Here is a 21764-nt window from a genome sequence, read left to right as displayed (position 1 = left end):
CCATGGCCCGGATCCGACTGGCGGTGCATGCCGGAAGCTTCGCGTTTCGATTGTTCCGAATAACTGAAAGTCAGCGCATCGGTCGCCAGCATCGCTAGCCGGTCACGCGCAGGGAGAGGGACCCATGGCGGCTCAGATTTTCTCGGCAATATTCGTCATCATCATCGGCGTCGGCGGCTGCGTCGCCTATTTCTGGGGCGCCAACAAACTGCTCGACCTGATCTTCCCCGCGCGCGGGGTGTCCGGGACGACCGCCGTTAACAATCTGCGCCGGCAGGGATTGGTGCGGCCCTGGTTATTCGTGGGTCCGGCGCTGATCATCCTGACCATCTACCTGATTTACCCGGTGATCGCGACGCTGTGGCTGTCTTTCTTCGACCGCGGCGGCACGAGTTTCGTGGGGTCCGCCAACTACGAGTGGGCGCTGCGCGATCCGGATCTGCGAAACGCCATCCGGAACAACATCCTGTGGCTGGCGGTGGTGCCGGCGGCCTGCACTTTTCTCGGCCTGATCATCGCCGTGCTCACCGATAAGATATGGTGGGGCACGATTGCCAAGAGCCTGATCTTCCTGCCGCTGGCCATCTCCTTCGTCGGCGCCAGCGTGATCTGGAAGTTCATCTACGAATATCGCGGCCAGGGCCAGACCCAGATCGGTCTGCTCAACGCCATCATCCAGCATTTCGGCGGCCAGCCGCAGGTCTGGATATCGCTGCCGTTCTGGAACAACTTCTTCCTGATGGTCATCCTGATCTGGATCCAGACCGGCTTCGCCATGGTCATCCTCTCCTCGGCGCTGCGCGGCATCCCCGAAGAAACACTGGAAGCGGCGGTCATAGACGGCGCCAATCCATTCCAGATCTTCTGGAAGATCATGGTGCCGCAGATCTGGGGCACCATCGCGGTGGTATGGACCACCATCACCATCCTGGTTCTGAAAGTGTTCGACATCGTCCTGACCATGACCAACGGTCAATGGAACAGCCAGGTGCTGGCCAATCTGATGTTCGACTGGATGTTCCGCGGCGGCGGCGATTTCGGCCGCGGCGCGACCATTGCCATCATCATCATGATCGCTGTCATTCCAATCATGATCTGGAACATTCGCCAGGCCAACAAAGAGACGGGAGGGCACTGAGATGGCCGTCGCGACCGGAAATTCGTTCGCCAGCCGTTTCGGCGTCCATATCGCGGTGCTCGTCTTCGTGGTGATCTGGACCATCCCTACGCTCGGCATCCTCGTCTCGTCGATACGCGACAAGGATCAGATCATCGCCTCGGGCTGGTGGAATTCGTTCGCAAGTTCCAGCCAGACCGAAGCCGGCCGCCTGCCGGCCGCCTCCACACAAGTCGAGAAGGACGGCAAGTTCGTTCTCCAGGGCAACATCTTCGGCGATGGGGCCAAGCGCGGCATCAGTGCCTTCGGCGTCAAGGCGGCGGCACCGACGCAGTATCCTGCCGGCACATCAGCCGATCTCGGCGACGGCGTCACCCTGCAACTCAACGCCGACGGCAGCTTCGTCATGGCCTCGCCCAAGGCATTCGAGGGCGACCGGGGCCAGCGCATCTACTACGCTTCGTCGGCGCCGCCGAAATTCACCCCCGAAAACTATCAGACCGTGCTGTTCTCCGAAGGCATCGGCCGCTCCTTCATGAATTCGCTGACGGTCACCATCCCGGCGACCGTCATCCCGATCCTGATCGCGGCGTTTGCCGCCTATGCGCTGGCCTGGATGCGCTTTCCAGGTCGCGCGCTCTTGATCGCTGTCGTCATCGGCCTGCTGGTGGTGCCGCTGCAGATGTCGCTTATCCCGCTCCTGAAGCTCTACAACGGCGTCGGGACGTTCTTCGGCGTGCCGTCCAAGACCTATCTCGGCATCTGGCTGGCGCATACCGGTTTCGGCCTGCCCTTCGCCATCTATCTGCTTCGAAGCTACATTGCCGGCCTGCCGCGCGAGATCATGGAATCGGCGCGCATCGACGGCGCCAGCGATTTCGAGATCTTCGTGAAGATCGTGTTGCCGCTGTCCTTCCCGGTGCTTGCCTCCTTCGCCATCTTCCAATTCCTCTGGGTATGGAACGATCTCCTTGTGGCAATGGTTTTCCTCGGAACGGCGCCCGATCAGATCGTGCTGACGGCCAAGCTCAATGCGCTGCTCGGCTCGCGTGGCGGCAACTGGGAGATCCTGACGACATCGGCCTTCATCACCATCATCGTGCCACTGATCGTCTTCTTCTCGCTGCAGCGTTATTTCGTCCGCGGGCTGCTGGCCGGCTCGGTGAAAGGAGGTTGAGACAATGCACTCGGCTTTGAAGGCGACTTCGAAACCAGATCCCGCCATTGATCGCGACTGGTGGCGGGGCGCGGTGATCTACCAGATCTATCCGCGCAGCTATCAGGACTCCAACGGCGACGGCATCGGTGACCTCAAGGGCATCATCGGCAGGCTGCCCTACATTGCCGCCCTTGGCGCGGATGCCATCTGGATCTCGCCTTTCTTCAAATCGCCAATGAAGGATTTCGGCTACGACGTCTCGGATTATTGTGACGTCGACCCGATGTTCGGCACGCTGGCCGACTTCGACGCGCTGACGGCGGAGGCGCACCGGCTGGGTCTCAAGGTGATGATCGACGAGGTGCTGTCGCATACCGCCGATATCCATCCCTGGTTCATGGAAAGTCGCTCGAGCCGCACCAATCCGAAGGCCGACTGGTATGTCTGGGCCGACGCAAGGCCCGACGGCACGCCGCCCAATAACTGGCTGTCGATCTTCGGCGGCTCGGCGTGGCAATGGGACACCAGCCGCCAGCAATATTACCTGCACAATTTCCTGGCCGAGCAGCCCGACCTCAACTTCCATAGCCGCCAAGTCCAGGACGCGCTGCTCGACGTCACCCGCTTCTGGCTGGAGCGCGGCGTCGACGGCTTCCGTCTCGATACCATCAATTTCTACTTCCACAGCCAGGGGCTGGAAAACAACCCGCCGCTGCCGCCGGAAGAGCGCAACGACCAGACCGCGCCGGCGGTCAACCCCTACAACTACCAGGATCATATCTACGACAAGAGCCGGCCGGAGAACCTCGCTTTCCTCGAGCGCTTCAGGGCGCTGCTCGACGAGTATCCGGCGACCGCCGCGGTCGGCGAAGTCGGCGATTCGCAGCGCGGACTGGACGTGGTCGCCGCTTATACTGCCGGCGGCAAGCGCGTGCATATGTGCTATTCCTTCGACTTCCTGGCGCCGGAAAAGATCAGCGCCGCCAAAGTGCGCTCGGTGCTGGAAACCTTTGGCAGGGTCGCCAGCGACGGCTGGTCGTGCTGGGCGTTTTCCAACCATGACGTGATGCGCCCGGCCTCGCGCTGGGCCGCCGACGAAGCCGACCCGTCCGCCTATCTCAAGGTCATCTCGGCATTGCTGATGTCGCTGCGCGGCTCGGTCTGCATCTACCAGGGCGAAGAACTCGGGCTCGGCGAGGCCGACCTGCGCTTCGAGGACCTGCAGGACCCCTACGGCATCCGCTTCTGGCCGGAATTCAAGGGCCGCGACGGCTGCCGCACGCCCATGGTGTGGGATGGCGGCGCCAGGAATGGCGGCTTCTCCCCGGCAAAACCCTGGCTGCCGGTGCCGGCCAAGCATCTGTCACAGGCGGTCAACGTGCAGCAAGGCGACGAGACCTCCCTGCTTGAGCATTACCGGCGCTTTCTCGCCTTCCGCCGCGCCCATCCGGCGCTGGCAAAGGGCGACATCACCTTCATCGAAAGCGAGGGCGACACCGTCGCCTTCACCCGCCGGGCGGGCAATGAGGAGGTCGTCTGCGTTTTCAATCTGGGCGCCAGGCCGGCGAAGGTTGACCTCGGCAACCGAACCCTGCAACCTTTGCCGGGACACGGGTTTTCCGGGCAGGCGAGCACCGGTTCGGTCGAACTCGGCGGTTACGACGCCTGGTTCGGACGCGTAGGCTGAAACATCCGAGGAATCACTGGAGGAAATCAATGGCCGATGTCAATTTGAGACAAGTGAAGAAGTCCTACGGCAATCTCAACATTCTCCACGGCATCGACCTCGACATCAAATCGGGCGAATTCATCGTCTTCGTCGGCCCGTCGGGCTGCGGCAAGTCCACCTTGCTGCGCTCGATCGCCGGGCTTGAGGAAATCACCTCGGGTGAACTCAGGATCGACGGTCAGGTGGTCAACGACGTGCCGCCGTCGAAGCGCGGCATCGCCATGGTGTTCCAGTCCTACGCGCTCTATCCGCACATGACCGTCTACGACAACATGGCCTTCTCGATGAAGATCGGCAAGGAAAGCAAGGCCGAGATTGACAAGCGGGTACGGCAGGCGGCCGAGATCCTGCAGTTGACCAAATATCTCGATCGCCTGCCCAAGGCGATGTCGGGCGGCCAGCGCCAGCGTGTCGCCATCGGCCGAGCCATCGTGCGCAATCCGAAAGTGTTCCTGTTCGACGAACCGCTGTCGAACCTTGACGCGGCGCTGCGCGTCGCCACGCGCATCGAGATCGCCAAGCTCAAGGAATCGATGCCCAACACGACTATGATCTATGTCACGCACGACCAGGTCGAGGCGATGACGCTGGCCGACCGCATCGTCGTGCTGAAGGATGGCCACATCGAGCAGGTCGGCACGCCGATGGAGCTCTACAAGAACCCCGGCAACCTCTTCGTCGCCCAGTTCATCGGCTCACCGGCCATGAATATCCTGCCGGCGACGGTCGACAAGACGGGCAATCCGTCCATCGTCAGTCATGTCGGCGGACGCAAGGCGACGGTACCGATCGCGACGCCTGCTTCGGCAAAGGGAGCGGCGGTCAGCTTCGGCGTGCGGCCGGAAGATCTCGCGATCGCCAGTGGTAGCGATTATCTGTTCGAGGGGACGGTCGATTATCTCGAGCAGCTCGGTGAGGTTCAGCTGGTCTATATCGACATCGGCCGTGCCGACCTGCCGCTGGTGACCAAGTTGCCGGGCAATGTCGAGGTCAAGCGCGGCTCGACGCTGCGGCTGACCGCCAATGCCGGAGATCTTCATATCTTCGATGCGGATGGACGGTCGTTCGCCCTGCAGGAAGCGGAAGCAAAAGCCGCCTGAGACCACAAGCTGTCTCGACAACGCAAAAAGAGAGCGGCGGGCAAGCCCGCCGCTCTCTTTTGTATATTACCACGGCTGGTTAGTTGTTGCCGAAGAGGTTGCGGTCTGCGCCCTGAGGGGCGGACTTCTGTACGTCGCCCGACGAATTGAGCAGCTTGTAGACGGGCGATTCGCTCTTGCGGATCGAGCCCGTATGCGAGGTGTCGACGTTGACGGTCGCCAGCTTGTTGATGTCGGTGTCGCCAACGTTGTCGTTGCCGGCATAGGCGCTGCCAGCGGCAATCAGAAGAGCGACGGCGGTAAGAACAATCTTTTTCATTTTGGTGCTCCGATTTTTTCGAATTCAAGGGGCGGGCTGAGCGCGCCGTCCTTGCTTGAAGAGATGTTAGTTGTTGCCGAACAGGTTGCGATCGGCGCCGTGCTGGACGGGCTCCTGGCTGGCAGGAGCCGACTTGTCGACCGACGCGGTGTACGAGTTGTCCACCGCGGCGGCAGGCTGGTTGGCACCGTTGGAGCCATAGTTGTCGCTGGCAAAAGCGCTGCCGGAAATGGCCAGAACGGCGGCGGCGGCAATAAGGATCTTGTTCATTTTAGACACTCCTGAATTTCTTGAATTCTACCGGATCGGCGGGCAAGCCCGCCGTCCGTGGGGACAGGCCGTTAGCGGCCGAAGAGGTTGCGATCGCTGCCCTGAGCAGGCGTTTGAGCACCCGGCTCCGACGTCTTGGTGGAGGTGGAAGCGGTGTACGAGCTGTCCACCGCGGCAGCAGGCTGGTTGGCGCCGTTCGAACCGTAATTGTCGCTACCAGCGAAGGCGCTGCCGGAAACAGCCAGAAGGGCGGCGGCAGTGAGAATGATCTTTTTCATTTTTTGGTACTCCAGTATTTTTCCGTCCATCTAGCGGCGTGTCTTGGGATTAAATCGCGTCGTTCGGACAGCCCCGATGTGGGAGAGCACCCTTGCCGTTTCCAATCACGAAGTTGTTCAGCGTGGACCATGACTCCACCACTTGAAATTGTACCAGCGCTTTCCGCATATCTTATTTTCTCTTGTGATATCAGCTGGTTACCTTGAAACAGCATCCTGATCACCAACTGTGTCGGAGGCTCGGCGTTCACAGCGTCTTGCACGCACCGTCAACAGAAACGAACCGTTCAGTTCGATTTTAGACTCCTCTAATAGTCACTTTTTGAAACTGTTAACCTATTTGCTGCCGGCAAAGGGGTCGAAGACGGTGCCGGCGCGGCTTGGCGACAGAAGGCGATTCCAACGGCTACAAGCCTGTCATGACGATCCAGCATGCGTGTCGCGCCGCATGGATGCGATGTCGCTTTCGTGCCGATGTCGCAAAGCCTGTCGTGATTAGATCAGGCATCTCAGGTGCCGCTGCGTGACGACGGAGCGGAGAATTGGGAAGCCGGTCAGATTCCGGCGCTGCCCCCGCAACGGTGGTGGAGTTCAAGTCGCAACGGGAGACCACTGGGCTAAAGCCTGGGAAGGTGTCGCGATGGTCCGCAAGGACAACTCCAGAGCCCGGAAACCAGCCCGAGATCGCTAGAACTCGACTGATCGCGGTGGGCGGTCAAGAGGCGGATGGTGTTTGTCCGGCTTTTCGCCGATCTGCGCCCAGTCCTTCCTCAATCACCACCAGTTCAGTCCTTGAAACTGAGGACAGGACATGGACGCGCGCAACGACATGCTGAGGCTCTTGAGCAGCCGCAGACAAGGCTTTTCGCTGGAACAGCCTTTTTACACCGACCCGGACTACTTCAAGCTGGACATGGAGTTGATCTGGTATCGCGACTGGCTGTTCATCGGCCATGATTGCGAATTGCCCAAGCCGGGCAGCTTCATCACCGTGCAGATCGGCGATTATCCGGTCGTGCTGGTGCGCGATCAGCAGGGCAAGATCAACGCCTTCCACAATTCCTGCCGCCATCGCGGCAGCCGCGTCTGCAATTCCGACAAGGGCACGGCCGCCAAGCTGGTCTGTCCCTATCACCAATGGACCTACGAGCTCGACGGCCGGCTGCTGTTCGCCCGCCAGATGGCCGATGGGTTCGACAAGAGCCAGTTCGGGCTGAAGCCGGTCGCCTGCGAAAGCGTCGCCGGCTATGTCTTCATCTGCCTGGCCAAGGAGCCAGCCGACTTCGCGCCGATGCGGGCGATGATCGAGCCCTACCTTTTGCCGCACCGGCTGCGTGAGGCAAAAGTCGCCTTCGAAAGCACCATCATCGAGAAGGGCAACTGGAAGCTGGTCTGGGAAAACAATCGCGAATGCTATCATTGCGCCGGCAATCATCCCGAACTCTGCAAGACCTTCCCGGAAGCACCGACGGTGACCGGCGTGCAAGGCGCCGACAGCGATCCGGAGATGCTGGCGCACTGGGCGAAATGCGAAGCGGCCGGCCTGCCGAGCAAGTTCCGCATCGATCCGGCCGGCCAGTATCGCGCGACCCGCGCGCCGCTGCTGCGCGATGCCGTCAGCTACACGATGACGGGAAAGCGCGCGGTCGAGAGGAATCTTTCCGACAGCGTTTCAACCAACCGCATCGGTTCGTTGCTGCTTTACCACTATCCGACGACCTGGAACCACATCCTGGGCGACCACGCCGTCACCTTCCGGGTGCTGCCGATCAGCGCCACGGAAACGGCGGTGACGACTAAATGGCTGGTGCATAAGGATGCGGTCGAGGGCGTCGATTACGATCTCGCAGAACTCACCCATGTCTGGACCGAGACCAACGACCAGGATCGCCGCATCGTCGAGGAAAACGCCTTCGGCATCCTGTCGCCGGCCTACGAGCCAGGCCCTTATTCGGAGCTGCATGAGGGCGGCGTGATCCAGTTCGTCGAGTGGTACGCGTCCTTCATCGGGCCACGGCTTGCCGAAGGCGCCCGGCCGGCCCTGCGCAGCGTTGCCTAGGCATATCGCTAAAGACGGCGGTTTTGGGCATGCGCAGAACAAAAGGGACAAGAGGATGAATGCGATGACGGACCTCGGCCTCTATCGCCATCTCGACCAGATGGCGCCCTGGAACGACAGGCTGCAGGTGCTGGAAGTGACCGGCGTCACCGACGAGGCGCCCGACGTGAAGACCTTCACCTTCCGCTCCGACAACCAGACCTGGTTCCGCTACAAGCCGGGCCAGTTCGTGACGCTGGAATTGCCGACACCGGACGGGCCGCTGATGCGCACCTATACGCTGTCATCGTCACCGTCGCGGCCATTCTCGATCGCGGTGACGGTGAAGGCGCAGGTGGGCAGCATCGGCACACGCTGGATGTTCGATCACCTGGCGCCCGGCTCGCACGTCAAGGCCTATGGACCGGGCGGCGACTTTTCACTGCACAGCCATCCAGCGGCGAAATATCTGTTCATCTCGGCCGGTTCCGGCGTGACGCCGATGATGTCGATGCTGCGCTGGCTGAACGACTGCGCGCCATGGACCGATGTCGGCTTCGTCAACTGCGCGCGGCGCCCGGAAGAGATCATCTTCCGCAAGGAGCTGGAGCTGCTCGGCGGCCACATGCCGGGCCTGTCGCTCGGCTTCATGATCGAGGAACGGTCGAGCCGCGAGGGCTGGTATGGCCATATGGGCCGCATCGACGCTATCCGGCTGCCACTGCTGGCGCCCGATTTCCGCGAACGCGAAATCTTCTGCTGCGGCCCCGATCCCTTCATGCGCGCCGTGCGCGGCATGCTCGAAGCCGCCGGCTTCGACATGGCAAAGTACCATCAGGAGAGCTTTGCCGCGCCGACCGTTGAGGAAATCCCGGCGCCATTCGCGGCGCCGGCGCAGGACGGTGTGGCTGTCCCCGTCGAAGCCGCAACGCCGATCCGCTTCGCGCTTTCGGACGTCGACGCCGACTGTGTCGCCGGCCAGACCGTGCTGCAGACGGCGCGTGCTTCGGGCGTGCGGATACCGGCGGCCTGCGAATTCGGCCTGTGCGGAACTTGCAAGGTGAAGAAAGTCTCCGGCAGCGTCGAGATGAGCCACAATGGCGGCATCCTCGATCACGAGATCGATGATGGCTTCATCCTGGCCTGCTGTTCAAAGCCACTGTCGGCACTGGAAATCGAGGCTTGATCCGCCCTATGACGGTTCGCAGCAAAGCGACGAGGACGACCAGGGATCTGGCGGCGAGCGGCGGCGGCCGAATTCAGCGGCGTCGGCGTGCTGGTGCCGTCGCCTGCGGACCGCATCGCGCTCGCCATCGCGCATGGCGGGCTCGACGCCCACACGCACAGCGATTGGCTGGTCGATTGCGCTGTAGCCATTCGCGCCGGCGATGTCGACTGGGACGTGTTCCTCGACGTTGTCGCCAGGCGTGGCCTTGCCGTGGCCGCGGCGGTGGCGCTCTCCTACCTCGCGCTCGATATTGGCGCGGCGGTGCCGGACAGGGTGCTGGCGCGCGTGCTTGACATGGCCGACCTCACCGGCCTTTCGCGCTGGTCGGCGGTGCTGCAGGCCAAGCCGCGAACCGATTTCGGCAGGCTGGCCTGGCTGTCGCGCGGCTTTGCCAAGCAGTTGCGGCTGAGACGCAAGAGCGGCCGGCTGCGGCAGGAGCCGCCCGCCAGGGCATGGCGCGGCAAAGCATGGCGCGGCGGACCGACCCGCCGCGAGCCGCCAGAGGGACCGTCGCCCCTGGTCTTCTTGCAGACCATACCTTGCCCGCCGACGGTGGGAGAGATGATGCTGGACATCACGGTCAGGATCAGCGTTCCGCCGGTCCGGCGCCGCATCGGCGCGCCTGCGGCCGGTTCCCACGTTCGCGGCCCTGATCCCCGCAAGCATCCAGGCCGATAGCGACGCGCCGTGCAATCTGTGGCGGTCAAGTGGCGTTCAACCGCCAGGTTAGAACACCCTTAACTGCTGTCTGCTAGAAACTCACCGATACTGGTTGTGCCGGTGATGAAAGCCCATTTGCATGAATGCGCCGCTCGTTGCTCAGGGCAAGCTGGCAAGCTTCAAATCCAGCAAGGCTGTATTTCGACTCGTCGGGCCGGCTGTCGCAACGTTGTTGATCACCATTTATGCGGTCGTCGTCTCGCTCTTCGTGGTGCCGAGCAATGTAGACGTGTCCTGGCTGCTGACGGTTGGCGACCGTGTCCTCAACGGCGAACGCCTTTACGTCGATATCGCCGAGGGTAATCCACCTTTTTCAACCTGGCTCTATCTGCCTTTTCTCGCCATGGAACGCCTGACCGGGCTGTCGGCGGAATTTTGGGTGAGTGTGGGCGTGGCGGCACTCGCGGCTGCTTCCGTCTGCTTTTCGGCTCGCATTCTTGCACGGACCGACGAGGTTCTGAAGCGGTGCGTCTGGATCATTCCGGCGGCGGTGTTTGTCGTGCTGTTCCTGTTTCCGCCGGATTTCGGCCAGCGCGAGCAGATTGCCGTGATCGCCTTGCTGCCGTGGCTGGCATTGCTTTCGGCACGTGATCGAACGGCGGATTTTCGTGCCGGCAGCATCGCCGAGCGGATGGTTGCCGGTGTCGGCGCCGGTATCTTCGTGATGATCAAACCACCCTACAGCGTGCTGGCTCTGGCGCTGCCGGCCCTTGTGATTGCGCTACAGCGACGCTCGCTGCGTCCGCTTTTTACGACCGAGAGCGTGGTCGGTGGTATTCTGACCGTTGGCTATCTGATCGCACTCGCTGTTTTCATGCAGCCTTTCTTCGCCGAGGTTCTGCCCTTGTTGCGTCAAGTCTATTTGCCGATGCGGATGCCGGTCATGGACATGTTGATGCTATGGCCTATCCCTATGTTCGCGGCCATGGCAGGGGCCACACTGGTGATGGCTTATCCCGGTCGGCCCCATCGCGATGCGCAAATACTGCTTTTGGCTGGAGCGGCCTATGTCCCTGCCTTCGTCATCATGGGCAAGGGGTGGACGTATCAGGCGCTGCCGTTCCTGACAGTCGGCGTCCTGGCATTGATGCTGCAGTCTATCAGGTTGAAACCATTGCGAAGCCTGCCCCTGCCGGCCGTGTTTGGGGCCGCGCTTGGGCTGTTTTCGATCGTGAAATTGGTCGTGGCGCAACAAGGTCTGGCATTCACTCAGCCACGCGGCGGTCTCGACGCCGCGGCGGTCGCCGTCAGCCGCGTAGTCGACCATCCAACCTTCATGTCGATCGGCTCGCGGCTGCAGGCCGGCAATCCGCTCGCCCGGATGACTGGCGCCCGTGTCGTGGCACGCAACCCCTCCGCCTGGATGGTCAGCGATGCCGAGATCCTCATCCGGTTGGCGCAGGACCCTGCCCAACGGCTGGATCTGGAGACCTTGCGCCAGCAATATACCGCGGCGATCGCCGGCGAACTTGCCGCGAAACGGCCCGACATTGTGGTCGACGACGGGACGGCGGAGCCGCGTGCGCCAATACCTTTGAGGGACAACATCGCAATCGCCAAGAGCTTGGCGGATTACCGCCCGCTGCTTCAGAACGGGTCGGTGACCCTGCTCATCCGCGCCGACGTCAAAGCTCGCCAATAGGTATCGCAACCAAGCGTCCTACGTCGGCATGTCGATGCCTGGCGTGCCGCCAACCGTGGGCCCGCGCTCGCGGGCTATTATGTCGGCAAGCATCCATGCCGACAGGAACAGCGGTACCAGCACGCCGATGCCAAGCCCGGCATTGTTCACCAGATGCGCGATAGCCGGGTATAGCCAGATCAGTGCCAGAAAAATCCTCGGCATGGCGTTGCGCGTCGAGAACAGATAGGCGACGGCAACGGCTAGGCCGATCGTATCGTAGCTGTAGCCGTAAGGCGTCGCCAGCGTTGCCAGCACGGCGGTGAGCACGACCCGTTCGCGATGCTCGACCCGCCGCCATGGCAACCAGATCCAGATCGCCGTTGCGATCGCCGCGACCGTCGCAATGGCTTGCAGCGCATAGGCCGCAGTCAGTCCCAGACCGGACGCACGAGCCAGGAAGAACATGGTCGCCGCATTCGACTGATAGGGCTGCGGGTAGGGAGCCTCGAGAATCGCCGTCATCAGGGGACGGGTCTCGGTCCAGAACAGCGTCCAGACCTCGGAGCCAAGCAGCAGGCCGGTCAGGGCGAACAGGGCGAACGACGACAGCGCGGCGGCAACAATGGCGCGCCAGTTGCCGTTCGCCAGCAAGCAGAACGGCACCAGTATGCCGAGATGCGGTTTTACCGTCAGCAGGCCGAAGAGCAGCCCTGCCAGGACCGGCCGCTTCGGCACCGCCGCCAATCCGCCGATGAGCAAGGCCGTCGTCAGGGCGCCGTTCTGGCCGAAGGCCGCGTTGATCAGTACGGCCGGACAAAAGAGGATGGCTGCTTCGGCAGCCTTGCCCAGTTGCAGCGGCCGGAGGGCCAGCCAGAGACAAAAGACCGTGCCCAAGGTCCACACGAGATAGGCGGGGAATATCGGCAGCAGCGCAAGCGGCGCGCCGAAAATCAGGATGCTGGGCGGGTAGCTCCACTCCTGGTTGGGAAGGTCTGGCGAAAACATCCGCCGCAGGGTTGCGCGATAGCTGTCCATATCGAACAGGAACGCGACATGCCCGTCGAGCGCCATGCGTCCGCCCGCCCACAGGTTTGTGAAGTCCCAATAGGGCATTCCGTGGCTAACCACGGACAAGCCGCGCTCGTCGGATGTCCACAATCCAAGGTGATAACGCAGCCCGATCGGAATCCCGGTGCACAGCACAAGTGCCGCGAAACGGATATCGGATCGAAAGAGGGCAGTCTGGTTGACTGGTGCCATTGCGCTGTTTTCCAAGACCTGGCAGTCTTGATAGGGGACGCGCGTTAAGATCGGCTTATTTGGAGGCCTCATCGGGCTTCGTCACCCGCCGCAGCGTCAGATTGATCCTGCCGCCGTTTTTGAGCAGCGCCGAGGTCGAAGGGTAGATGCGGTCGACGCCATGGAAGGCAAGGCGACCCTCGCCGCCAAGCACGACGACATCGCCGCTTTTCAGCCTGAACGATTTGGTAGCGCCATCGCGCGTTGTCTGGCCGACCCTGAACAGGCAATCGTCACCCAGAGAGACAGAGACGACGGGCGCCGAGAAATCGGCCTCGTCGCGATCCTGATGCAGGCCCATCTTCGCATCAGGCGTGTAGAAATTGACCAAGCAGGCCTCTGGCGGATTCGGATAACCCGACACCTGCCGCCACAGGTCGAGCAGGCTGTCGGGGATGGGCGGCCAAGGCTCTCTGGTCAGCGGATGCGTCGGCTGGTAGCGATAGCCGCGTTCCTTGTCGGTGACCCAGCCGAGCGGACCGCAATTGGTCATGCGCACGCTCATCTCCTTGCCGGTCCGCGGCATGGCCGGCACGAACAGCGGCGCTTGCTGGACGATGCTCCTCACCTCCTCGACCAGCGCCTCCTGGACGGCGCGGGACAGCTGGGCCGGCATGTGGCGTACGCCCTTGGGCAGAACGAGCATGGATTTGGCTCATGTGAATGGTTCGGAGCCCAGCATGCCACCAGCGGACGAAAACGGCGACCCGAAAGCCGTCGTGGTTTTTGCCAGATGCCGCGCGCCGAATTCGTCTTTCCATTCGCCAATGGCGGTTGACGAATAAGACTAAGCGCCGCTGGTAATGCAACGCCGCGCGGCCTTTCGGACGCACGGCGCACTGATTTCTGCCCTGTGGCTCAGCCAAGCTCGGGAATACGCAGGACCTGGCCCGGATAGATCTTGTCGGGATGGGTCAGCATCGGCTTGTTGGCCTCGAAGATGACCGTGTTCTTGGCGCCCCGGTCCTTGCCATAGCTCTTTTCGGCGATCTTCCAGAGATTATCGCCCTTCTGGACGGTGTAGAAGGTCGGCTCCTTGGCAGGGGCCGCCGTGCCGGAAGCCGGCGCGACCTGCAACTCGTCAGCCTGCACCTTGGAGACGCCCAATGTGTTGCCGACGGCAATGACCGCCTTTTCGAAGATCGACTGGTCCTTGACCACACCCTTCAGCACCGCCGTATCGCCCTGGACGACGACCTGCACGCCATCGGTACCGAGCTTGTGTGAATCGAGCTCTTTCTTGAGCGTGTCGGCGGTGGGTGCGGCTTCTTCGTCGCCGCCGATGCCGAGCTTCTTGCCGACGCTCTTGACGAAATCGAACATACCCATCTCTAGGTCTCCCTTGCTGTGGCAATGGGGAAACCTCGCATCTGCGATGCGAAATGGGAAGCCGTTTTGTACACGCGCCTGGTGTGGTGCTTAATCGTTCTCCACCCGGCCGCGCAGCTTCTTGATCGTGCCGCGTCCCGCCTTGCTCTTCAGCCGTCGCTCAACCGCGCCTTTCGACGGCCGTGTCTTCTTGCGCGGCGGCGGCGGTGGTTCGGCGGCCTTGGCGACCAGTGCCGTGAGCCTCGCCCGCGCATCGGCGCGGTTCTGTTCTTGGGTTCGGAAGCGCCCGGCTTCGATGACGATGACACCGTCCTTGGTGGCGCGCTGGCCGGCAAGTTTTATGGTCCGCTCGCGCACGCGCTCGGACAGGCCCTCCGCGTTCTGCGCGTCGAAGCGAAGCTGCACCGCCGTCGCCACCTTGTTGACGTTCTGGCCGCCGGGACCGGACGAGCGGATGAAATCCTCGTGCAGGTCGCCCGGGTGGATCACGGCTTCGCCCGATATGATGATGTCGTCGTCGATCGGCATGCCGCAGTCATGGCGCGGCGGACCGAAAAAGAAAAGGCCCGATCGAAAGCCCAGCCCCTAACTCAAATATGATGATCCTGATCACGATGCCCAGGCGAGTTCGCCAAGATGGCGACGGACCCATTTCGTCTCTTCCGACGCCGTGCGCCCGAAATGCCGTTTGAAGTCGCGGCTGAATTGAGACGGGCTCGCGTAGCCCACCGAAGCCGCGACCTCAGCGATCGTCTTGTTCTGGCGTGCAATCATCAATCGTGCTTCGTGGAGCCGTATCGCTTTCACGTACTGCATTGGACTGTTGCCGGTTAGGTCCTTGAAATGGACGTGGTAGGAAGGAACGCTCATGCCCACGTCTTTTGCCAGATCGCCGATCGAAATTTCAGAACTGTAGTTCTCTCGCAACCAGGCCAGGCTCTGGATCATCCTTCCGGACGTGCCTTTCTGCTGCAGTGCCGCGATCATTGCACCGCCCTGCGGGCCGACCAGCACCCGGTAATGCAGTTCGCGCAGAATGCCGTCACCAAGGACGAGAGCTTCAACGGGGCTGCGAAGCGCCACAAGAAGGCGCAGCAGGACATCCTCCATTTCGGGGGCCATCCTGCTTGAAACGAGACCTCGCGGTCTGCCGCTCGCCGGTCCGGCATGCATCTGCGCTTGTATGGCGAGCTCGGCTGCCATCTGCATATCGAACTCAACATAGACCGCAAGCAATGGTCGCTCCGGACTGGCCGTCGATTTCATGCGGAATGGAACAGGCACCGAAACCGCCAGATAGTGTTCCTCGTCGTAGAGGTAGATTTCCCTTTCGAGGATGCCTTGCTTGCTCCCCTGTAATACGAACACCGCGCCTGGCTTATAGAGGACCGGGACGTCGTGAAGCACGGCTTCCGTCCTGAGTATGCGGACGCGGTTGAACGCGGTCGGATTATAGCCGTGACGAGGGGCGAGAGCTCCGGCCAACTCGACCAGCTCGTCTCGTCTGGATCGTTCGTGTTTGGCGGCAATAGGATTTGGCAACAAGTTCAGAGAACCCGCAATCGAAACGCTGGGTTCCTCATAATATTTGTCACCAATCAAGGAAAGCTTGCGGGTCATGTCACAGAAAACCTTCTTTATCACCGGCGCGAATTCCGGCTTCGGGTTGGCCATAGCTTCTGCCGCTATCCGGATCGGCCATACGGTGGTTGGCGCCGTTCGCTCGGAGACATCACGCGCAGCGCTCGCCGACGTTCTCCCCGCAGTTCGACCGGTACTGTGCGACGTAACGGAATTCGACATCATACCCGACGTCGTCAGGCAGGCGGAGAACGAACATGGACCGATTGACGTGCTGATCAACAATGCCGGCTACGGCCACGAGGGAGTGCTTGAAGAGTCGCCGATCGAAGAGATGCGGCGTCAGTTCGACGTGAATGTCTTCGGCGCTGTCGCCGTCGCCAAGGCTTTCCTCCCCCGGTTTCGCGAGCGACGTCGTGGATTCATCGTCAATGTCACGTCGATGGGAGGCATGATTACCATGCCGGGCATCGCTTACTATTGCGGCAGCAAGTTTGCGCTCCAAGGCATATCGGAAGTGATGCGTTCGGAAATGGCCCCGTTCGGCGTCCGCGTGACCGCGGTCTGCCCCGGCTCCTTCCGGACGGACTGGGCTGGGCGATCAATGGTCCGCACAGAGAGATCAATTACCGACTATGACGCACTTTTTGATCCGATACGGGAGGCGCGACAGGTAAAGAGCGGCAAGCAGCTCGGTGACCCCGACAAACTGGCAGCCGCCGTTTTAGGCCTGGTCGAATCCAGTGACCCGCCGCCGCAGCTTCTGCTTGGCAGCGATGCCCTCAAGCTCGTGTCGGACAGAATCGAACGTCTCCAGCAGGAAATCGAGGTGTGGAAATCCGTCACCGTCTCGACCGACGGCTGACGGCATGCGGTCCGACATCGATGTTCTGCCCGGCGCCTATTCGGCGGCTTCCTGCATGCGGGGCGCCGCGCCCATGACGGTTGCATCGACATGGCTTTCAAATTTCTCGAAGTTGACGGCGAACATGCCGACCAGCCTTGCCGCCTGCCGGTCGTAGGCAGCCTTGTCGATCCAGGTGGAGCGCGGATCGAGAATGGCGCTGTCGACGCCAGGCACCGCCATCGGCACCTCGAAGCCGAAATTGGCATCCGTGCGGAACGCGCCTGCCTTCAGCGAGCCGTCGAGGGCGGCGGCGAGCAGCGCGCGCGTCGCCTTGATCGGCATGCGCTTGCCGGTGCCGTGGGCGCCACCGGTCCAGCCGGTGTTGACCAGCCAGCAATCGGCGCCATGGCGCGCGATCAACTCGCGCAGCAGATTGCCGTATTCCGAGGGATGGCGCGGCATGAACGGCGCGCCGAAACAGGTCGAGAAGGTCGCTTCGGGCTCGGTCACGCCCTTTTCGGTGCCGGCCACCTTGGCCGTGTAGCCGGAGAGGAAATGATACATCGCCTGCGCCGGCGTCAGCCGAGCGATCGGCGGCATCACACCGAAAGCGTCGGCGGTCAGCATGATGATGTTCTTCGGGTGATTGGCGCGTCCGGTCTTCGAGGCATTGGGGATGAAGTCGAGCGGGTAGGCGCAGCGTGTGTTTTCGGTGAGCCGGCCGTCATTGAAGTCCGGCACGGCGTCGGCATCGAGCACGACGTTTTCCAGCACCGTGCCGAAGCGCTGCGTGGTGGCGAAGATCTCCGGCTCGGCTTCCGCCGACAGCTTGATGGTCTTGGCGTAGCAGCCGCCTTCGAAATTGAAGATACCATGCGGACCCCAGCCATGTTCGTCGTCGCCGATCAAAGTGCGCGACGGATCGGCCGACAGCGTGGTCTTGCCGGTGCCCGACAGGCCGAAGAAGATGGCGGCATCGCCGGCCGGTCCCTCATTGGCCGAGCAGTGCATCGGCATCACGCCCTTCTCCGGCAGGAGGTAGTTGAGCATGGTGAACACCGACTTCTTCATCTCGCCGGCGTAGGAGGTGCCGCCGATCAGCACGATCTTGCGCGTCAGGTCGACGGCAATCACGGTTTCGGTGCGGCTGCCGTGACGGGCGGGATCGGCGCGGAAGGACGGCAGGTCGATGATGGTCATCCCGGGCACGAACTGTTCGAGTTCGGCCGCGTCGGGACGGATGAGCAGGTTGCGGATGAACAGCGAGTGCCAGGCAAATTCCGTGATCACCCTGGTGCGCAGGTTGAGCTCGGCGTCGGCACCGCCGACCAGATCCTGCACGTAAAGGTCCTTGTCCGCGGCATGGGCCTGGAAATCGGCGAGCAAAACGTCGAATTGGGCCGGCGAGATCGCCTTGTTGTTGTCCCACCAGACTTGCGGTTCGGTGGCGCCGTCGCGAACGACGAACTTGTCCTTGGGAGAGCGACCGGTGTGCTGGCCGGTCTCGGCGACAAGCGCGCCATGCGCGGTCAGCCGGGCTTCACCGCGCCGGATCGATTCCTGGTAGAGGGCGGCCGCACCGAAATTATAGCGCACCGTGCCGGAGGTTTTCAGACCGATACGATCGATCGCGCAGGCAGGATTGCGTTTGCCGAATTCCGACATTTGGTGACCCTTCTCAAGATTTGCCGCATCTTTGCCGGCATATTTCCGGCACACCTACTAAGCAGGTTAGATGGTCAGAACCAGAAAAGGCAAATGATATCAAATATTTAATCGATTTAAATATTTTGAAAGTTGTTTAAACCGTTTATATATGCAAAAAGTTCGGTGGTTGCCCAAAGGATTGGCGGTGCTCGTTCGTCCAATCGGTGTCGAGGTAGAATTGTGGCCGCCGGCACGCCGCTCGTGACAGCGGACAAGGCCTATGCCACATTTTGTACCTAATTTGTCCTGCAAAAGCCCCTTCTCTACGACAGAAGGGACAGCTCATGAGGGAGCCGCTTGAAATGGCAACAATCGCGCTTGTCGATGACGACCGCAACATTCTGACGTCGGTGTCGATCGCCCTCGAATCCGAGGGGTATCGTGTCGAGACCTATACGGATGGTGCGTCCGCGCTGGAAGGCCTGGCGGCCCGGCCGCCGAATCTCGCCATCCTCGACATCAAGATGCCGCGCATGGACGGCATGGAGCTTCTGCGCCGGATGCGCCAGAAATCCGACCTGCCGGTGATCTTCCTGACCTCCAAGGACGACGAGATCGATGAATTGTTCGGTCTCAAGATGGGCGCCGACGACTTCATCCGCAAACCGTTCTCGCAGCGCCTGCTTGTCGAGCGGGTACGCGCCGTATTGCGGCGGGCCAGCGCCCGCGAGGCCGCGGCAAAAGCGCCGAGCCAGCAGGCCCGCTCGCTCGAGCGCGGCCAGCTCGTCATGGACCAGGAACGCCATACCTGCACCTGGAAGGGCGAACCGGTGACGCTCACCGTCACCGAGTTCCTGATCCTGCACTCGCTGGCGCAACGTCCCGGTGTGGTAAAAAGCCGTGATGCTCTGATGGATTCGGCCTATGATGAGCAGGTCTATGTCGATGACCGCACGATCGACAGCCACATCAAGCGGCTGCGCAAGAAATTCAAGGCTGTCGACGACGACTTCGAGATGATCGAAACCCTTTACGGAGTCGGATATCGGTTCCGCGAAGCGTAATTTGATGTATGTCGAGCAAAAGCGGCCTCCGGCTTGGGGCTGCGACATATTTCAAACCTGGGACTAGCGGGAGCTGCTATTCGATGGCAGTGGAAGCACAGCGAAGCAGGCCGACGGGCGCCGCCAGGCGGCCGTCGCGCATCATGCCTTCCTTCGTGTCGAAAATCACGGTACCGATGCGCCGGTTCCTCGGGCACCACATCTTTTCCAGCCTGACGCGGCGCATCCTCTTCCTCAACCTTGCCGGCCTGGCGGTGCTCGTCACCGGCATCCTCTATCTCAACACCTTCCGCGACGGGCTGATCGACGCGCGCGTCGAAAGCCTGATGACGCAAGGCGAGATCATCGCCGGGGCGATCGCGGCGTCGGCGACGGTCGAGACGGACTCGATCAGCATCGATCCGGAAAAGCTGCTCGAGCTGCAGGCCGGCGAAAGCCTGGGGCCTGGCTCGGACCAGCTCGATAACCTCGATTTTCCGATCAATCCCGAGCGCGTGGCGCCGGTGCTGCGGCGACTGATCTCGCCGACCCGCACCCGCGCCCGCATCTATGACCGCGACGCCAACCTGCTGCTCGATTCGCGCCATCTCTATTCGCGCGGTCAGATCCTGCGCTACGACCTGCCGCCGGTGGACGAGGAAGAGCCGGACCTTGTCGAGCGCATCCAGAAGTTCATCTTCGACTTCTTCCGCAACACCGACCTGCCGGTCTATCACGAGCAGCCGGGCGGCAATGGCGCTGCCTTCCCGGAAGTGGTGAAGGCGCTGACCGGCAGCCCGTCGACCATCGTACGTGTCTCGGAACAGGGCGAGCAGATCGTCTCGGTGGCGGTGCCGATCCAGCGTTTTCGCGCGGTTCTCGGTGTGCTGATGCTGTCGACCGAAGGCGGCGATATCGACAAGATCGTCGCAGCGGAACGCAAGGCGATCCTGCGCGTCTTCGGCATCGCGGCGCTGGTCACGGCCATCTTGTCGATGCTCCTGGCCTCCACCATCGCCAACCCGCTGCGCCGGCTGTCAGCCGCTGCCGTGCGGGTCAGGCGCGGCGTCAAGAGCCGCGAGGAAATCCCCGACTTTTCCGACCGCCAGGACGAGATCGGCAATCTGTCGATCGCCGTACGCGACATGACCAACGCGCTCTATGCGCGCATCGAGGCGATCGAGAGTTTCGCCGCCGATGTTTCGCATGAGCTGAAGAACCCGCTGACGTCGTTGCGCAGCGCCGTCGAAACATTGCCCCTAGCGAAAAACGACACCTCACGCGCGCGTCTGATGGAGATCATCCAGCATGACGTCAAACGGCTGGACCGTCTCATCACGGACATTTCCGATGCCTCCCGCCTCGACGCCGAACTGGCGCGCGAGGACGCGGGAACCGTCGACCTGAAGAAATTCGTTACCGACCTCGTCGCTGTTTCGCGTGAAACGACGCGCAACAAGAAGGCGGTCGAGATCGAGCTCAAGGTTGCCAAGCTGCCGCAGGGCGCCAAGGGCTATGTCGTCGTCGGCCATGATCTGCGCATCGGCCAGGTCATCACCAACCTCATTGAGAACGCCCGCTCCTTCGTGCCGGAGGACCATGGCCACATCAGCCTGTCGCTGGCGCGCGCCGGCAAGTTCAACATCCTGACCGTCGACGACAATGGTCCCGGCATCCGCGCCGACAACATCGACCGCATCTTCGAACGCTTCTACACCGACCGGCCCGCCGGCGAGGCGTTCGGCCAGAACTCGGGCCTTGGCCTGTCGATCTCCAGGCAGATCGTCGAGGCCCATGGCGGTACGCTGACCGCCGAAAACATTCCCGGCACCAAGCCCGGCGAGATCAAGGGCGCACGCTTCGTCGTGACGCTGCCGGCCGAGGGATGATCGCCGATCGTTATGGATTGCGCCGTGCGGCCTGAGAACATTCATGCGACGGCACTGTTGATGGGCGAGCGCGGCATTCTCATCACCGGCTCACCCGGGTCGGGCAAGACAACGCTAGCACTGACGCTGATCGACCATTGCCTGCAACGCGGATTGTTCTCCCGGCTCGTCGGCGACGATCAGCTCTTTGTCGAAGCCCATGCGGGGCGGCTGGTGTGCCGTGCACCCGCCACCATCAAGGGCCTGGCCGAAGTTCCACGGCTTGGGCCACGACCCCTGCCATTCGAGCCGGCCTGCGTCGTCGACCTGCATGTGCGGCTGCTGCCGGCAGTCGAAATCGCACGCTTCCAAGAGGACGCCAGCGACAAGATCGCCGGCTGCGCGGTGGCGCGCATCGATCTGGCCGAACGCAATGTCGCCGCCGCCTTGGCCGCCGTGATGGCGCGGCTGTCGATCGCGCCTTTTCTATGATCCGCCCTGGGTTTTTTGCTGCAATGCGTCAAAATGGCATGGGCCGGCGCAATTTTGGGCTTGTCAACGGGCCTCG

General features: G+C 62.1%; 21 protein-coding genes and 1 riboswitch. Of the genes, 12 read left to right on the top strand and 9 right to left on the bottom strand.

Features of this window, described 5'->3' with window-relative positions; all coding sequences use genetic code 11:
• Positions 1 to 124 precede the first annotated feature (124 nt).
• The 4 genes from FJ434_RS04215 to ugpC are packed head-to-tail and all read left to right on the top strand — an operon-like array spanning position 125 to position 5105.
• Positions 125 to 1138, top strand: coding sequence for a sugar ABC transporter permease (locus tag FJ434_RS04215; RefSeq protein WP_140506807.1), 1014 nt, complete (start codon positions 125 to 127; stop codon positions 1136 to 1138).
• 1 nt (position 1139) lies between these two features.
• On the top strand, positions 1140 to 2294 hold the full coding sequence (locus FJ434_RS04210; protein WP_027142760.1) for a carbohydrate ABC transporter permease: 1155 nt from the start codon (positions 1140 to 1142) through the stop codon (positions 2292 to 2294).
• A 4-nt stretch (positions 2295 to 2298) separates the two neighbouring features.
• Positions 2299 to 3963 (top strand): alpha-glucosidase, encoded by a 1665-nt coding sequence (locus FJ434_RS04205; RefSeq protein WP_140748913.1) that lies wholly within the window; start codon positions 2299 to 2301, stop codon positions 3961 to 3963.
• Between the two features lie 29 nt (positions 3964 to 3992).
• Positions 3993 to 5105 (top strand): sn-glycerol-3-phosphate ABC transporter ATP-binding protein UgpC, encoded by a 1113-nt coding sequence (ugpC, locus tag FJ434_RS04200; protein ID WP_140748910.1) that lies wholly within the window; start codon positions 3993 to 3995, stop codon positions 5103 to 5105.
• 79 nt (positions 5106 to 5184) lie between these two features.
• Here ugpC and FJ434_RS04195 read toward each other — a convergent pair whose 3' ends face one another.
• From FJ434_RS04195 to FJ434_RS04185, 3 genes are all read right to left on the bottom strand, one after another.
• A complete protein-coding gene (locus FJ434_RS04195) occupies positions 5185 to 5424 on the bottom strand; it encodes a DUF680 domain-containing protein (protein WP_140748907.1) in 240 nt (79 codons plus the stop codon).
• A gap of 66 nt (positions 5425 to 5490) precedes the next feature.
• Positions 5491 to 5694 (bottom strand): DUF680 domain-containing protein, encoded by a 204-nt coding sequence (locus FJ434_RS04190; protein ID WP_140716316.1) that lies wholly within the window; start codon positions 5692 to 5694, stop codon positions 5491 to 5493.
• A gap of 71 nt (positions 5695 to 5765) precedes the next feature.
• Positions 5766 to 5972 (bottom strand): DUF680 domain-containing protein, encoded by a 207-nt coding sequence (locus tag FJ434_RS04185; protein ID WP_140506819.1) that lies wholly within the window; start codon positions 5970 to 5972, stop codon positions 5766 to 5768.
• Between the two features lie 494 nt (positions 5973 to 6466).
• Positions 6467 to 6669, top strand: a riboswitch (cobalamin riboswitch).
• Positions 6670 to 6783: 114 nt separating this feature from the next.
• On the opposite strand from FJ434_RS04185, the gene FJ434_RS04180 reads away from it, so the two are divergent.
• The 4 genes from FJ434_RS04180 to FJ434_RS04165 all read left to right on the top strand — a co-directional run bounded on the left by FJ434_RS04180 (position 6784) and on the right by FJ434_RS04165 (position 11600).
• Positions 6784 to 8031: an aromatic ring-hydroxylating dioxygenase subunit alpha gene (locus FJ434_RS04180; RefSeq protein ID WP_140748904.1), complete on the top strand. Its 1248-nt coding sequence runs from the start codon at positions 6784 to 6786 to the stop codon at positions 8029 to 8031.
• 64 nt (positions 8032 to 8095) lie between these two features.
• Positions 8096 to 9196 carry a hybrid-cluster NAD(P)-dependent oxidoreductase gene (locus FJ434_RS04175; RefSeq protein WP_140506823.1) on the top strand — a complete coding sequence of 367 codons (1101 nt, stop codon included), beginning with the start codon at positions 8096 to 8098 and terminating at the stop codon, positions 9194 to 9196.
• Between the two features lie 93 nt (positions 9197 to 9289).
• A complete protein-coding gene (locus tag FJ434_RS04170) occupies positions 9290 to 9916 on the top strand; it encodes a hypothetical protein (RefSeq protein WP_246678301.1) in 627 nt (208 codons plus the stop codon).
• Positions 9917 to 10037: 121 nt separating this feature from the next.
• Entirely contained in the window at positions 10038 to 11600 is a 1563-nt protein-coding gene (locus tag FJ434_RS04165) for a hypothetical protein (protein ID WP_140748901.1), read from the top strand.
• Between the two features lie 18 nt (positions 11601 to 11618).
• On the opposite strand, the gene FJ434_RS04160 is transcribed toward FJ434_RS04165, so the two are convergent.
• The 5 genes from FJ434_RS04160 to FJ434_RS04140 form a co-directional block, all read right to left on the bottom strand.
• On the bottom strand, positions 11619 to 12842 hold the full coding sequence (locus tag FJ434_RS04160) for a glycosyltransferase family 87 protein (RefSeq protein WP_181165946.1): 1224 nt from the start codon (positions 12840 to 12842) through the stop codon (positions 11619 to 11621).
• Positions 12843 to 12897: 55 nt separating this feature from the next.
• The gene (locus FJ434_RS04155) at positions 12898 to 13527 is read right to left on the bottom strand and encodes an alpha-ketoglutarate-dependent dioxygenase AlkB (protein ID WP_140506829.1); all 630 of its coding nucleotides are present in this window, start codon (positions 13525 to 13527) and stop codon (positions 12898 to 12900) included.
• A 212-nt stretch (positions 13528 to 13739) separates the two neighbouring features.
• Complete coding sequence (gene lysM / locus FJ434_RS04150; RefSeq protein ID WP_140506831.1) at positions 13740 to 14210, bottom strand: peptidoglycan-binding protein LysM; 471 nt, start codon at positions 14208 to 14210, stop codon at positions 13740 to 13742.
• 90 nt (positions 14211 to 14300) lie between these two features.
• On the bottom strand, positions 14301 to 14738 hold the full coding sequence (gene arfB / locus FJ434_RS04145) for an alternative ribosome rescue aminoacyl-tRNA hydrolase ArfB (protein ID WP_140506833.1): 438 nt from the start codon (positions 14736 to 14738) through the stop codon (positions 14301 to 14303).
• An 81-nt stretch (positions 14739 to 14819) separates the two neighbouring features.
• Entirely contained in the window at positions 14820 to 15755 is a 936-nt protein-coding gene (locus tag FJ434_RS04140; protein ID WP_140506835.1) for an AraC family transcriptional regulator, read from the bottom strand.
• A 73-nt stretch (positions 15756 to 15828) separates the two neighbouring features.
• On the opposite strand from FJ434_RS04140, the gene FJ434_RS04135 reads away from it, so the two are divergent.
• Positions 15829 to 16656, top strand: coding sequence for an oxidoreductase (locus FJ434_RS04135; RefSeq protein ID WP_140506837.1), 828 nt, complete (start codon positions 15829 to 15831; stop codon positions 16654 to 16656).
• A gap of 36 nt (positions 16657 to 16692) precedes the next feature.
• Here FJ434_RS04135 and FJ434_RS04130 read toward each other — a convergent pair whose 3' ends face one another.
• Positions 16693 to 18303, bottom strand: a complete 1611-nt coding sequence (locus FJ434_RS04130; RefSeq protein ID WP_140506839.1) for a phosphoenolpyruvate carboxykinase — start codon at positions 18301 to 18303, stop codon at positions 16693 to 16695.
• Between the two features lie 344 nt (positions 18304 to 18647).
• Between FJ434_RS04130 and FJ434_RS04125 the strand changes: the two genes are divergently transcribed.
• From FJ434_RS04125 to FJ434_RS04115, 3 genes are all read left to right on the top strand, one after another.
• A complete protein-coding gene (locus FJ434_RS04125) occupies positions 18648 to 19349 on the top strand; it encodes a response regulator transcription factor (protein WP_010912942.1) in 702 nt (233 codons plus the stop codon).
• Between the two features lie 83 nt (positions 19350 to 19432).
• On the top strand, positions 19433 to 21217 hold the full coding sequence (locus FJ434_RS04120; protein ID WP_140506841.1) for a sensor histidine kinase: 1785 nt from the start codon (positions 19433 to 19435) through the stop codon (positions 21215 to 21217).
• A gap of 12 nt (positions 21218 to 21229) precedes the next feature.
• Entirely contained in the window at positions 21230 to 21688 is a 459-nt protein-coding gene (locus FJ434_RS04115; RefSeq protein ID WP_140506843.1) for an HPr kinase/phosphorylase, read from the top strand.
• Positions 21689 to 21764 lie beyond the last annotated feature (76 nt).

This window comes from Mesorhizobium sp. B2-5-13, assembly GCF_006440535.1.
Lineage (GTDB): Bacteria > Pseudomonadota > Alphaproteobacteria > Rhizobiales > Rhizobiaceae > Mesorhizobium > Mesorhizobium salmacidum.
Note: the sequence above shows the minus strand (reverse complement) of the source record. Positions and strands in the feature narration are given on the sequence as shown.